This is a genomic window from Bartonella bennetti (assembly GCF_045945445.1).
GTDB lineage: Bacteria > Pseudomonadota > Alphaproteobacteria > Rhizobiales > Rhizobiaceae > Bartonella.
The window spans coordinates 727,133-740,470 of record NZ_CP174576.1 but is presented as its reverse complement, the minus strand read 5'-3'; the positions used below and the strand labels follow the sequence as shown (position 1 = coordinate 740,470).

Genomic DNA, 13,338 nt, shown 5'->3' with positions numbered 1-13,338 from the left:
TTATCCAAAAACCCGTTTGAAAATTGTATCAACATGTTTAGTGTGATAAGAAAGATCAAATTTTTCACGAAGTTCTACTTCACTTAAAATTTTTAAAACATCTTCATCTCTTAGCAATTCTTCTAAAAAATCTTTCCCTTGTTCCCAAGCTTTCATTGCATTGCGTTGTACAATCTGATACGCATCTTCACGGCTAGTACCAGCTTGTGTAAGTGCTAAAAGTACACGCTGCGAATAAATAAGGCCACAAAATTTGTTGAGATTTTTTTTCATATTTTCTGGATAAATAATTAAGTTTTCAATTACAGATGTTAATCGGGCAAGAGCGAAATCAAGTGTAATAGTAGCATCAGGACCAATATAACGTTCAACAGATGAATGAGAAATATCACGTTCGTGCCAAAGTGCTACATTTTCCATTGCAGGTACTACAAATGCGCGTACCATGCGGGCTAATCCAGTTAAATTTTCTGTTAAAACCGGATTACGCTTATGAGGCATTGCTGATGAGCCTTTTTGACCAGAGGAAAAATATTCTTCTACTTCAAGAACTTCTGTTCGTTGCAAATGGCGTATTTCTATGGCTAATCTTTCAATAGATGAAGCGATAATACCAAGTGTTGCAAAAAACATAGCGTGACGATCACGTGGTATAACCTGAGTGGAAATAGTTTCAATATGCATACCTAATGCTTTTGCTACATATTTTTCAACACGTGGATCAATATTAGCGAAAGTTCCAACAGCTCCAGAGATAGCACAGGTAGAAATTTCTTCTCGTGCAGCGAGTAAACGTTTATGACAACGAGCAAACTCAGCGTATGCGAAAGCAAATTTGACCCCAAATGTCGTAGGTTCAGCATGAATACCATGACTACGTCCAATCGTAATTGTTTCTTTATGTTCAAAGGCACGTTTTTTCAATGCTGCAAGAAGATGGTCTATATCTTTTAGAAGAATATCGGTAGCGCGCATCAATTGGATATTGAGCGTTGTATCTAATATATCTGACGATGTCATGCCCTGATGAATAAAACGAGACTCTGGTCCAATAAACTCAGCCAAATGAGTTAAGAATGCTATTACATCATGCTTAGTAATTGTCTCAATTTCATTAACACGATTCACATTAAATTTGGCAATTGCACCTTTTTCCCAGATGGTTTTAGCTGCTTCTTTAGGAATAATACCAAGCTGAGCCATTGCATCACAAGCATGTGCTTCAATTTCAAACCAAATACGATATTTTGTTTCTGATGACCAGATAGCCACCATTTCAGGACGAGAATAACGTGTGATCATGATTTTTCCTTATTGTGAGAGAATTACAGCTTGGCGCAGTGCACTAATACGTGTTTTGTAAAGATTTTTGTTACCATTTTTATAAATTGCAGAGCCTGCAACAAATATATTTGCACCTGCTTTTGCAGTTTTTCCAATTGTATCAACTGTAATACCACCATCAACTTCAAGATCAATAGGACGATTGGCAATCATATTTTTTACTCTTTTGATTTTATTTTCCATATCTGGAATAAAATTTTGCCCACCAAATCCAGGGTTAACTGTCATAATAAGGATGAGATCTAATTGATCCAGCAAGTATTCGAGTATATGTTCTGATGTGCTTGGATTTATTGCAATGCCGGCTTTTTTACCCATTGCTTTGATCATTTGCAATGAACGATGAAGATGAGTACTTGATTCTGCATGAATGGTTATAATATCTGAACCAGCTTTTGCGAAAGCTTCAAGATAAGGATCTACAGGTGCTATCATAAGATGAACGTCAAATACTGCTTTTGTTTGTGGACGTAAAGCTTTGACAACATCTGGTCCAAAGCTGATATTAGGGACAAAATGACCATCCATGATATCAAGATGAATCCAATCTGCACCAGCATCAAGAACATCTGATAATTCTTGACCAAGTTTAGAAAAATCAGAAGCTAAGAGTGAAGGGGCAATAAGATGGGAACGGGACATTAAGATCTCCTTAGTTGATCTTTTTTAGCATGTAATTTTAAATGATAAAATATACATTTTATTTTTCATATATGATATTAAGAGAGTGATAGTGTATAATAAAAGAAAATATTGAAATATATTTTGAAATTTTAATAGCTGTATAAGTCAAAAATTATGTCTAAGCATAAAATATATTTAACATCGAAATCTCAATCAATAGTTCCTGTTTCGTCTCAAGAATATCGGGATACAATGAGTTATTTTGCAGGAGCTGTCCATATTGTAACAACAGATGGTATTAAGGGTAAGCGTGGAGTAACAATTTCAGCTTGTTGTTCCTTATCAGATGATCCTCCAACACTTCTTGTCTGTTTAATGCGATATAATACTGAAAATAAGCTATTTATGGAAAACGGAAATTTTTGTGTCAATAGTTTAACAGGAAAACATCGTTTATTAGCTGATGTCTTTTCTGGACGCTATAGTTTCACGCAAAATGAACGTTTTGCTGCAGCTGAATGGGGTATTTTGCAGACCGGTGCTCCGAGTTTATCCAATGCTTTGGCTTCGTTTGACTGTAATTTAATTTGTTATCATGAACATGCAACTCACTATATTTTGATTGGTGAAGTTGTTGCAATAAACCGTAATCAAGAAAAAGATTCTTTAATGTATTTTAATCGCGACTATCACACCTTATCTTTACCTTTGTAAGCGTATATTTTGCAAATGTTGGTAATTTGTTATTAGTACGTTTAACATTTTAGTTTGGTGATTAGCTTATTCTAGGATAAAAAAATCTTTGCTAAATCATACTAATATTTAAAATATATGTATATCTGGTCTAGCAAGATAAACAATCAGTTATATTGGCTTGATTAACCTTTTTTGCAATTTTTCTAAAATTTCATGTGCTTCTCTTATTATATCATTTTTTCAAAGAATTAATTTAGCACAAAATATGTTTTTTCTGCTCATTTATAAAACGATCATTTTTACTAGCATAATATTTATCATCATTCATTTTATACAACTTCTACATATAAAAAGCTTAAACGCATATTTTGAATATAATTGGAGTGATACAATTGAATTACGTATTCTTGGTCGATGAAAAAAACTGTTGCAAAAATAGATGCAGCTTTGAAGCGTATTGATGATGTTAATTACAGATTTTGTAAGAGAAATGAAGAATCTAATCGTATAAAGCATTTTGAAATCAGACTAATTGGAGTTTTGCATTGGCAATACAAGAAAACGCTACGAACAACAAAAAACAATCTATCGTGCTGATTTAAAAACAGCTATTTGGGAGAACATACATCAATCAAAAAACTTACTGTCTAAATTTTAATATAGTCATAAAGGGAGAGAAAATACTAGCTATAAAGAAGTATAAATTTACGGAAGAGGATTTTGTTTCTAAGAGTTAGAAACATAGAACAAATATTGATTTCTACTGTATTAATATCAGCTATCTATTTTTGGGTTATTTATATGAGGTATTTTATGCAGTATATTTTCTAACAATATCTGATTCCACATTGGCAATATTTGATTCTATAATAACAGCTGTTGATCCACCGATAAGAACTAAATGTTCTATATTATCTCGGCGTATTAAAACGAGACGATGTGTACGATCAATAGCGACTGTATCACATATAGCTAACCGTGGTTGATACTTTCTGCTAGTTCTAAATTGTATTTTATTTAACTTAGTTAAAAGCTTAATAATTATGGCGATTGCTACAATTATTAGCATGAGATAAAAAAAGTTGATCATCACTTGTGTTATCGGCACGTTTATATAATCTGATAACCAACTTTTCATATTATCCCTCTTAAATCTTAATAATAAGCCTATTATTTTTCCATTTATAATATTATAAAAATTAGACTTTTAAAATTACATTATACAATATATTATTTAATATCAATAATTTATAGAAACCGTAAAGGCAATTTGTGACATAAAAATAGTCATAATTGAGGTAAAAATGGATAAAAATTTTGAGAATATTAATAAATTATTGTCTACTTTCGTGCGTCGGGAAATTATAATTGGAGTTACTATTTTTACAATAATTTTTTTATTCATTATTGGATTGATAGGTTTTTTTTATCCGCAAGGCTATTTTTATAAGACTGCTTTGATATTTCTTTTAGTTTTAGCGATAATAGGTATTATAGCACTTTTTTTATTAGGAATGAACATTTTCAGATGTAGTGCTGTGCAATTACATAAAGATTTAGATTTTAACATTTTTAATGAGATAGATGATATAATTATAGTTTCTGATTTATCTGGCTTTGTTTATTATTCTAATCAAAATTATCAAAAAATTTTTACTTATAAGCCTGAAGCTTCTTGTTATGTAGTTATTGCTGATCTTCCAAACACTGGGGCGCTTTTATACCGTTTAAAAGTGGCAGCATTAAGTGGTTCTGCAGCTCAAGAAGTATTGAGAATGGATCGATCAATTTTTATTAATTCAAAACAAAAAGACGCTATTTGGTACAATATTTCTACTCATCCTATTACAGTTAAGAGGGGAAAGAAGCTTTTATTTTGGCGTATCACAGATGTTTCTCATTTACAGCAATATCATCAGTACAATGAAGCTTTTTTCTTAAATTCACAGGAAGCTATTAGTTATTTAGATCAAGCTCCTATTGGATTTTTATCTGTGAATGCACAAGGAATAATTATATATTTGAACACTATTTTTGCTAAATGGTTTTTAATCGATTTAACAAATTTTACTGTTGGTCAATATAGTTTTGATCAATTATTTCATTCCGTTGGAAATAATAGCACATGGAGTGATATCTGTTCGAACAATAACAAATATCAGAATTCAAATTGCACGATACCCTATACATTTTCTTTATGTTCGATTTCAGAAACTGGTAATAAAAGAATATTCAATTGTTTTATGTATGCTTCTGCTCTTGTAGAAGATGAGGCTATTTATCGCATTATTATGATACCACAGAAAATAAAAAAGAATGAAAGTAATAGCCAATCAAAATTGCCAAGCATATTGATCGAATATTTTAATGCGAGCCCTTTTGCGATAGCAATCGTTACTCAAAACGGGCAATTTATATATGTCAATAATGCCTTTTTATTACTCACGGGAAAATCTAGTAAAGCTGTTAGTTTTTATGATATTATATCTCCCTGTGATCATGAACAGTTAGATCGTGTATTTCAGCAGATTACAACGAATAAAAACTATTTAGCTCCAATAGAAACAGTATTAGAAGGTAATCAAAAACGCTATTTGCGTCTTTATACAATGCTTATAACATTAGATCACGATAATGCATTACAAGATTTAGTGATTGTATCTGGAATAGAAATAACAGAACAAAAAATCCTTGAAGATAAAATGATACAAAGCCAAAAAATGCAAGCTGTGGGACAGTTAGCTGGTGGTATTGCTCATGATTTTAATAATGTTTTAACAGCAATTTTAATGTCATGTGATTTTCTTTTAAATACACATCGCAGTTCTGATCCAGCACATGCTGATCTTATTAACATCAAAAATAATGCTAATCGTGCAGCTGCACTTGTACAACAGTTATTAGCTTTCTCCAGAAAGCAAACGCTTCGACTTGAAAAAATTGATTTTACAGAGCTTTTATCAGATATACGTAATCTTATTTTACCTCTTTTAGGGAATAATATTCAATTAAAAATCATTCATGGAAAAGATCTGTGGAACGTTAAAGTTGACCAAGCATCTTTTCAACGTGTTATTATGAATTTAGTTATCAATGCGCGTGATGCTATGCTTGATGGAGGAATAGTAACAATTGCGACAAATAATATTACAAAACAGCAAAGTGCAGAATTCGATTATGCTGGTTTTGTTGTTGGTGAATATGTACAGTTAAGCATTTCAGATACAGGAACTGGTATATCTGCTGTTATACAAGAAAAAATGTTTGAACCATTTTTTACAACAAAAGAAGTTGGTAAAGGTACAGGGCTTGGCTTATCAATGGTTTACGGTATTATCAAACAGACAGGGGGATATATTTACTGTGATAGTCAAGAAGGAGAAGGCACAACATTTCATATTTTTCTACCACGTTATATTCCTATGAGTGGGGAGATTTTTCAACAGATTGAAAAAGTAGAAGAACAGGAAAAGAATACAGATCTAACAGGTTCTGCTACTGTTTTATTAGTTGAAGATGAAGATTCTGTAAGAATGAGTAGTGTAAGGGCTCTCCAAATGAGAGGTTATACGGTTTTAGAGGCTGCAAGCGGGGTGGAAGCACTTGCTATACTTGAAAAAAACAGAGGTGTTGTTGATATTATTGTATCTGATGTAGTTATGCCAGAGATGGATGGACCTACTTTACTCATAGAAGCACGTAAAAATTATCCTAATATAAAAATCATTTTTGTTTCTGGATATACAAAAGATGCTTTTACTAAAAATCTTCCAGAAGAGGCTGTTTTTGGGTTCTTATCTAAACCATTCACACTTAAACAGTTAGCACTAGCAGTTAAAGAAACCCTCGCACAATAGAATATGCATTTTTATATTTTTAACTTTTAAAAGCCATAAGACTTCTATATTTTCAAGTATTGCACCTTAAGTAATAATGAATAAATGCTAAATGTATTCCTATGTTAAATATTCTTTTAGCAATTTTGTATTTTTATCTTAAAATTCTTGATAGAAAATTGTTGTTTAAAGGGAAAAAAGTTGTTGTTGATAATCTGTTGCTTTATTACTTCCTTGAATAAATGCTTTTAAGGCTTCTGGATAGAGTTTATTTTCAGCTTTTAAAACTCTTTGTGCCAAACTTTCTACAGTATCATGGGGGTGTATTGGAACCGCAGCTTGCGCAAGAATCTTTCCTGCATCCATTTCTTCTGTAACCAGATGAACAGTACAGCCAGTGATTTTCATTCCCGCTGCTAAAGCTTTTTCATGGGTATTTAGGCCCCTAAATAAAGGAAGAAGAGAGGGATGAATATTAAGTATCCGTTTTTCATACAGCTTGATAAAATATGATGAAACAAGCCGCATATAACCAGCAAAGCAGATTAGATCTGGTTGATATTGGGATAAAATAGTGAGGATGTTCTCTTCATGTGTTTCTTTTGTTGGATAATTTTTGCGATTAACGACATGAATAGGTACATTATTATCACGTGCTTTTTTAATGCCAGCAGCATGAGGATTATCACAAATAACCGCAACGATTTTAGCAGGATATTCTGTTTGTTGGCTAGCCTTAATAAGCGAAACCATATTAGATCCGTTACCGGAAATAAAGACAATGACTTGTTTTTTCATAAATTAAGCTTACCTTTATAAGTAACTTTTTTATTTTGGTATTTTTTTAAAATACCAATTGGAGTAATGGTTTCTCCTTGCTCCTCAAGTGCTTTTGTAACAGCTTCAACTGAATTTTGTGCTACAATAACAATCATGCCAACACCACAATTAAAGGTTCGGAGCATTTCTGTTTCTTGTATTTTACCCAGTTGAGCAATCCATAAGAATATTGGTGAAATAGGAATTGCAGAGAGGTTAATTTCAGCGCAAAGAGAAGATGGTAGAACACGTGGAATATTTTCAGGAAAGCCACCCCCTGTGATATGAGCAAGAGCTTTAATTCCTTTGTTATTCCTTATAACTGGCAGAAGAGATTTTACATAAATACGAGTTGGTATTAGCAGTGCTTCACCAAGAGTTATTTCAGGATTAAAAGGAGCAGGGTAATTCCATTTAAGATCATTTTGTTTAATGATTTGTCTTATGAGAGAGAAGCCATTTGAATGAACTCCAGATGAGCTAAGACCTAAGATAACATCCCCTTCTGCAAGGTCTTTTGAAGGTAACAATGAATTCCGTTCAGTAGCCCCTACAGCAAAACCTGCTAGGTCATAATCCCCTTTTGCATACATACCAGGCATTTCTGCAGTTTCCCCTCCGATAAGAGCTGCTCCTGCTTGTTGACATCCTGCTGCAATACCAGAAACAATTTCTACTCCTTGTTTTGTATCTAGTTTTCCAGTCGCAAAATAGTCTAGGAAAAAAAGAGGCTCCGCACCTTGTACAATTAAATCATTAACACACATGGCTACGAGATCAATACCAACAGTATTATGAATACCTGTTTCAATAGCAATTTTTAATTTTGTACCTACGCCATCATTAGTTGCTACGAGAATAGGATCTATAAAACCTGCTGCTTTTAAATCAAATAGACCACCAAACCCGCCTATTTTTGTATCTGCACCTATTCGTTTTGTTGAGTGCACATAGGGCTTAATTTTTTCTACCATTATATTGCCTATGTTAATATCAACGCCGCTATCTGCGTAGGTAAGATTCTTATTAGTTTTTTTATTCACTAGTTGTTGATTGCTCATTGGAGCCTTCCTTATAGGAAATGAGATTTTGATATTTATGCAATGCCATGATAAAGTTATCTCTGCAAGAGTTATTGGATTTATTAATCAAAATACAATTATTGTTTACTTGACTCAAGCAGAAGAAATTCCATAATCTTTTAAAAGAATTTCAGTAATATTTATTAAATGGATATCAAGTAGTTAAAAGAACTCTTTAATGCCAATGAACAAGAAAATGAATAAAAAAAACAAATCTCACGATTATTATACGGCCTATATACCCGCTTATGCCCAAGTACCATTACCAAATGGTATGAAAAAGCAAATTTTTTTCTGGCTAGGCACATTGATTTTTTTTGTTATTTTTATGTTTATTTTTGGATCAATTTTGTTTCCTTTTATAGCAGGAATTGTATTAGCATATTTTCTTAACCCAATTGTACAAATCTTTGAAAGAATTGGAATTCATCGTGTTTTTGGTACTGTACTAATTACTTTGTCTATTATTATTATTTTTGTGGTTGCTTTAATAATTTTGATTCCTATTATCAGTGGACAAATACAACAATTTGTAAGCAACGGTTTACCGATTTATGTCAATCGCATTCAAACTTTTTTTGTTGAGCATAATTTTGATTGGGTAAGGCGTTACTTTGATAGTGATCCAAATGAGCTACATACTAATATTAAAGCGCTTTTAGGACAAAGCTCTGACTTTATTACGTCTCTATTGAACTCGCTTTTAAAGTCAGGAAAATCTATCGTTAATATTGTTAGTCTATTTGTAGTAACGCCAGTAGTAACATTTTATATTTTATTAGATTGGCCACAAATGGTTAAAGCCGTTGATTCTTGGATACCACGCAGTCATCTTATAACTGTCCGCAGTCTTTTTCATGAAATGGATAAAGCTGTCGCAGGTTTTGTACGTGGACAAGGAACTGTTTGTTTAATTCTGGCGGGGTATTATGCTATTGGTTTAACTATTACAGGACTGAATTTTGCTCTTTTAATTGGTATATTTGTTGGTCTCATAAGTTTTATTCCTTACATTGGTACAATGATTGGCTTTATACTATCTATTGGTGTTGCATGGGTTCAATTTTATCCAGATGATTGGGGTTGGGTTTTTGTTGTGATGATAGTTTTCTTTATTGGACAATTTATTGAAGGTTATATTCTACAACCAAAGCTTGTTGGTTCATCAGTTGGCCTTCATCCAGTTTGGTTGATGTTTGCACTTTTTGCTTTTGGTTCATTATTAGGATTTACAGGTATGCTTGTTGCCGTTCCTGCAGCTGCTATTATTGGCGTTCTAGTTCGTTTTGTTCTGCATATTTATCTGAATTCTCAGATGTATGCTCAAAATGAAAATTTGGAGTCAATAGAATGAATAAATATGAAACGCAGTTACCTTTGGATCTTTCTCATAAATCAGTTTTTCAATTTGATGATTTAATAATGACAGATAGCAACCGCATGGCTTTTCAACTGATTAATCATTGGCCGAATTGGGTTCCACCTATTGCCGCCTTAATCGGAGATAAAGGATCTGGGAAGACGCATTTTTCTAGTATCTGGGCTCAAAAAGCTAATGCTTTAAATATTTGTCATGATGAAATTGATCAGGTTATAGCCATAGCTTCTTCAGGTAAATCATTTTTAATTGAGGATATTGATTCAGCTGAGATCAGTGAAATTGGTCTTTTTCATCTAATTAATAGCGTTAAACAAGCAAATCTACATATGAATCAAGCTACTTTATTGATGACTGCACGTACATTACCGTCTACATGGAACTTGCAATTGAATGATCTGAAAAGTCGCCTTAACTCAGTTATGCTAGTTGTGTTAAAACAGCCTGATGATGCATTATTAACGGCTATTGCTTTTAAACTATTTTCTGATCGGCAAATTACAGTTCATCCAAGTGTTATTCATTATCTTATAAACCGTTGTGAACGTTCTTTGTTCTCATTAAAGAGTATCATTGATTCCGTTGATCAATTAGCTTTACAAAGAAAAAGTAAAGTAACGCGTGCTATTATTAGTGAGGTTATCAATATGCAAATTCAGTAAATACTTTTTGACATATTCTAATGTTTTTTAATCTTAATGTTATATAAATTTATGATAAAAATACAGCTTATTTTTTTAAATAAATATCTATTTAACGAGTAATTATTTCATTTGCAGTTTTTAGTATGGGCGTATTTTCTGATTTTAATGATAATTTGAAGGATAATATTAGGATATTTTATAGTGCATTCTATTATAAATATACATAATAATAGCCTATCATTTGCTATAATGAATTATTATTAACTTCGTTGAAAATCTATATTAAGGACATTTTATTCTACCTGATATGGATTTTGTTTCTTATAGAGTATTTTTTTATTTTTATAGTTTATCATTTGATTAAAAAGTGTTTAAAAGAATTATTATATATTAAGGAATAGAAAAATTAAAAAAAGTGTGTTTTTCTCTTGCACTTCTGCTATGAAAATTTTAGGGAAGATAGGTTAAATATAAATGACGGAGCGTAGCGCAGTCTGGTAGCGCACCTGATTTGGGATCAGGGGGTCGTAGGTTCGAATCCTATCGCTCCGACCATGTTTATTCGATGAAAGATAATATCACGAATTGGATGATATGTGGTAAAGTTATTATTTAGCTTTAGCTATTGTCTTATCTAAGGGAAAAAAAGATCTATGGTTGCGCGTATTTATAGTCCTGCAAAAACACCAATGCAGTCAGGCAAGGCAAATACTGGTTTTTGGATTCTTCAATATGAGCCAGCACAGAGAAAAATGATTGAACCTCTTATGGGTTATACAGCAACATCTGATATAAATAGTCAAATAAAAATTCGGTTTCAAACAAAAGAAGAAGCAATAAATTTTGCTATAAAAAATGCTATTCCTTATCGTGTAGAAAATTTGCATAAAACTTTACGACGCGCTATTTCTTATTCTGATAATTTTCATAGTAATCGGCAACAACCTTGGACCCATTAACAAGGATGTCGCTCATAAATTAAGATGTTTTTTGTTTGGTCCCGTAGCTCAGCTGGATAGAGCAACGGCCTTCTAAGCCGTAGGTCACAGGTTCGAATCCTGTCGGGATCGCCAAATATCAATAAAATAAGTGAGCTATATAAAAGTTAAAAATTTTTGCTCATATTGATTTAATTTTTTATTTCCTCTGTGTTGCTAATATTTTCTGAGAATGCTCCATCATGGTGGAAAAAAGTTTGGAAAGCATTTATAAATACTATAAACTTTTAATTTATTATCTTATCAAATATTTGAAATGGTTCGAATAGATGATTTTCACTTAGATTATCCAAATTATTAATCAAATCAATTCGATAAATAATTATTATTAAAGAACTCAAAAATGCTGATAATCTATAAATAATAGAATGCTTTAGCAGTTTTATTACACAATGGAGCTCACGGAATATGACTGAATATTAAAATAATACTCTGAATGCAAATATTTGTATTGAGTGAGCTTTTTCATATTTAAAACTAATTTTTATAAAATATTTAGCAATATTAAATATACTATTCGTCAAATGAGATATCATCAATTAATATAAAAAATCATTAAAATTTATGAGATTGAGATATATAATTTAATGCCTTTATGAGTAAAATACGTTAAATATTTTTTTAACGCCATGTATAAAAAAGTATAAGCAGTATTTGCTTTTATAACTGTAGATATATATTTGATTTCAAAATTATTGAGTTTCTTTTTTGGTTTTAAATCATAAATTTCTCAGCTTTTTGAGTAATTTAAATATTATTTTTTATTGAAATGATATTTATAATTAATTTAATTGTATCACTGTACGATAAATAATGAAAAAATGCTTCTATTATGGTTTATTTAGATTTTTTAAAATTTATAGTTTTTTATCATCTTAGCTTAGTGATAATTTATTCTAGTATATAATAGCCTTTTTATATAGGAAGGGCAGGAGTTATACGAATGTTAAAAAAAGTCATGATCGTGGAAGATAACGAACTTAATATGAAGCTATTTCGTGATCTTATAGAAGCGTGTGGCTATGAAACCATTGAAACGCGTAATGGACTTATTGCGTTAGATCTAGCTCGTTCCTCAAAACCTTCTCTCATTCTCATGGATATTCAATTGCCTGAAATATCAGGAATTGATATTATTAAACAATTAAAAGAGGATGAAGAACTTAAATCTATTCCCGTTATTGCTGTAACAGCTTTTGCTATGAAAGGAGATGAAGAACGAATTCGCGCAAGTGGGTGTGAGGAATATATGTCAAAACCTATTTCTGTTCCTCATTTTATTACAACGGTAAAATCTTTTTTAAATTAAAAGCTTTATTTTAGACAGCAACAAGAAAAAATATCGTTTTATTAAATAACTTTAGTTGTTTTTTAAAACAAAAAAAACTCCATTGAAAACAGAAATTGAACATATCATTATAAAAATTCGAATTAACGTTTTGAAAATTGGAAAGAACGCCGCGCTTTCGCTTTACCGTATTTTTTACGTTCAACAACACGGCTATCACGTGTAAGAAATCCTCCTTTTTTTAAAATAGTGCGGAGTGTTGGTTCGTAATAAGTTAGCGCTTTTGAAAGTCCATGCCGTATTGCGCCTGCTTGACCGGAAAGACCTCCTCCAGCAACGGTTGCAACAACATCAAATTGAGTATCCCTTTTGGTTGCTACAATTGGTTGGCGAAGAATCATTCTAAGAACAGGACGAGCAAAATATTTGTCGAACTCTTTATCATTAATAGTAATTTTTCCAGATCCTGGTTTGATCCATACACGAGCAATAGCATCTTTACGTTTGCCTGTTGCATAAGCACGTCCTTGTGAATCAAGTTTTTGTACGTGAATGGGAGCAACATTTTCATTAGATTCTACAATACCTGCTGCGGTACCAAATTGAGAAAGAGAATTGAGTTCAGCCAT

At 31.8% G+C, this 13,338-nt stretch carries 12 protein-coding genes and 2 tRNA genes; 8 read left to right on the top strand and 6 right to left on the bottom strand.

All coding sequences use genetic code 11. The features are described from left to right. Positions 1 to 1,302 (bottom strand): adenylosuccinate lyase, encoded by a 1,302-nt coding sequence (purB, locus tag ACJTDF_RS03405; protein WP_407966149.1) that lies wholly within the window; start codon positions 1,300 to 1,302, stop codon positions 1 to 3. A gap of 9 nt (positions 1,303 to 1,311) precedes the next feature. After that, positions 1,312 to 1,986, bottom strand: coding sequence for a ribulose-phosphate 3-epimerase (gene rpe, locus ACJTDF_RS03400; RefSeq protein WP_407966148.1), 675 nt, complete (start codon positions 1,984 to 1,986; stop codon positions 1,312 to 1,314). 156 nt (positions 1,987 to 2,142) lie between these two features. Here rpe and ACJTDF_RS03395 point away from each other — a divergent pair, with 156 nt between their 5' ends. Continuing rightward, complete coding sequence (locus ACJTDF_RS03395) at positions 2,143 to 2,682, top strand: flavin reductase (protein WP_407966147.1); 540 nt, start codon at positions 2,143 to 2,145, stop codon at positions 2,680 to 2,682. Positions 2,683 to 3,475: 793 nt separating this feature from the next. Here the strand turns inward: ACJTDF_RS03395 and ACJTDF_RS03390 are convergent. Then, positions 3,476 to 3,757 carry a hypothetical protein gene (locus tag ACJTDF_RS03390; RefSeq protein ID WP_407966146.1) on the bottom strand — a complete coding sequence of 94 codons (282 nt, stop codon included), beginning with the start codon at positions 3,755 to 3,757 and terminating at the stop codon, positions 3,476 to 3,478. A 211-nt stretch (positions 3,758 to 3,968) separates the two neighbouring features. Between ACJTDF_RS03390 and ACJTDF_RS03385 the strand changes: the two genes are divergently transcribed. Continuing rightward, on the top strand, positions 3,969 to 6,521 hold the full coding sequence (locus ACJTDF_RS03385) for a response regulator (protein WP_407966145.1): 2,553 nt from the start codon (positions 3,969 to 3,971) through the stop codon (positions 6,519 to 6,521). Between the two features lie 165 nt (positions 6,522 to 6,686). On the opposite strand, the gene purN is transcribed toward ACJTDF_RS03385, so the two are convergent. Both purN and purM read right to left on the bottom strand, forming a co-directional pair. Continuing rightward, positions 6,687 to 7,298 (bottom strand): phosphoribosylglycinamide formyltransferase, encoded by a 612-nt coding sequence (purN, locus tag ACJTDF_RS03380; protein WP_407966144.1) that lies wholly within the window; start codon positions 7,296 to 7,298, stop codon positions 6,687 to 6,689. Continuing rightward, complete coding sequence (purM, locus tag ACJTDF_RS03375; RefSeq protein ID WP_407966143.1) at positions 7,295 to 8,380, bottom strand: phosphoribosylformylglycinamidine cyclo-ligase; 1,086 nt, start codon at positions 8,378 to 8,380, stop codon at positions 7,295 to 7,297. Before purM ends, purN begins: the two co-directional genes overlap by 4 nt. Before the next feature lie 217 nt (positions 8,381 to 8,597). Between purM and ACJTDF_RS03370 the strand changes: the two genes are divergently transcribed. The 6 genes from ACJTDF_RS03370 (at position 8,598) to ACJTDF_RS03345 (ending at position 12,730) form a co-directional block, all read left to right on the top strand. Further along, entirely contained in the window at positions 8,598 to 9,755 is a 1,158-nt protein-coding gene (locus ACJTDF_RS03370; RefSeq protein WP_407966142.1) for an AI-2E family transporter, read from the top strand. Next, positions 9,752 to 10,441 carry a DnaA regulatory inactivator HdaA gene (gene hdaA / locus ACJTDF_RS03365; protein ID WP_407966141.1) on the top strand — a complete coding sequence of 230 codons (690 nt, stop codon included), beginning with the start codon at positions 9,752 to 9,754 and terminating at the stop codon, positions 10,439 to 10,441. Before ACJTDF_RS03370 ends, hdaA begins: the two co-directional genes overlap by 4 nt. Before the next feature lie 460 nt (positions 10,442 to 10,901). Next, positions 10,902 to 10,978: transfer RNA gene (locus ACJTDF_RS03360), tRNA-Pro, on the top strand. A 98-nt stretch (positions 10,979 to 11,076) separates the two neighbouring features. Further along, positions 11,077 to 11,382 carry an ETC complex I subunit gene (locus ACJTDF_RS03355; RefSeq protein WP_407966140.1) on the top strand — a complete coding sequence of 102 codons (306 nt, stop codon included), beginning with the start codon at positions 11,077 to 11,079 and terminating at the stop codon, positions 11,380 to 11,382. Between the two features lie 37 nt (positions 11,383 to 11,419). Beyond that, positions 11,420 to 11,496 (top strand) — tRNA-Arg (locus ACJTDF_RS03350). A gap of 868 nt (positions 11,497 to 12,364) precedes the next feature. Further along, complete coding sequence (locus ACJTDF_RS03345) at positions 12,365 to 12,730, top strand: response regulator (RefSeq protein WP_249676824.1); 366 nt, start codon at positions 12,365 to 12,367, stop codon at positions 12,728 to 12,730. A 122-nt stretch (positions 12,731 to 12,852) separates the two neighbouring features. On the opposite strand, the gene rpsI is transcribed toward ACJTDF_RS03345, so the two are convergent. After that, a complete protein-coding gene (rpsI, locus tag ACJTDF_RS03340) occupies positions 12,853 to 13,338 on the bottom strand; it encodes a 30S ribosomal protein S9 (RefSeq protein ID WP_407966139.1) in 486 nt (161 codons plus the stop codon).

What these genes read in the sequence shown, in the direction of transcription:
- purB (WP_407966149.1), bottom strand. Translation starts at nt 1,302, where the DNA reads ATGATCACACGTTATTCTCGTCCTGAAATGGTGGCTATCTGGTCATCA.
- rpe (WP_407966148.1), bottom strand. Translation starts at nt 1,986, where the DNA reads ATGTCCCGTTCCCATCTTATTGCCCCTTCACTCTTAGCTTCTGATTTT.
- ACJTDF_RS03395 (WP_407966147.1), top strand. Translation starts at nt 2,143, where the DNA reads ATGTCTAAGCATAAAATATATTTAACATCGAAATCTCAATCAATAGTT.
- ACJTDF_RS03385 (WP_407966145.1), top strand. Translation starts at nt 3,969, where the DNA reads ATGGATAAAAATTTTGAGAATATTAATAAATTATTGTCTACTTTCGTG.
- purN (WP_407966144.1), bottom strand. Translation starts at nt 7,298, where the DNA reads ATGAAAAAACAAGTCATTGTCTTTATTTCCGGTAACGGATCTAATATG.
- purM (WP_407966143.1), bottom strand. Translation starts at nt 8,380, where the DNA reads ATGAGCAATCAACAACTAGTGAATAAAAAAACTAATAAGAATCTTACC.
- ACJTDF_RS03370 (WP_407966142.1), top strand. Translation starts at nt 8,598, where the DNA reads ATGAATAAAAAAAACAAATCTCACGATTATTATACGGCCTATATACCC.
- hdaA (WP_407966141.1), top strand. Translation starts at nt 9,752, where the DNA reads ATGAATAAATATGAAACGCAGTTACCTTTGGATCTTTCTCATAAATCA.
- ACJTDF_RS03355 (WP_407966140.1), top strand. Translation starts at nt 11,077, where the DNA reads ATGGTTGCGCGTATTTATAGTCCTGCAAAAACACCAATGCAGTCAGGC.
- ACJTDF_RS03345 (WP_249676824.1), top strand. Translation starts at nt 12,365, where the DNA reads ATGTTAAAAAAAGTCATGATCGTGGAAGATAACGAACTTAATATGAAG.
- rpsI (WP_407966139.1), bottom strand. Translation starts at nt 13,338, where the DNA reads ATGGCTGAACTCAATTCTCTTTCTCAATTTGGTACCGCAGCAGGTATT.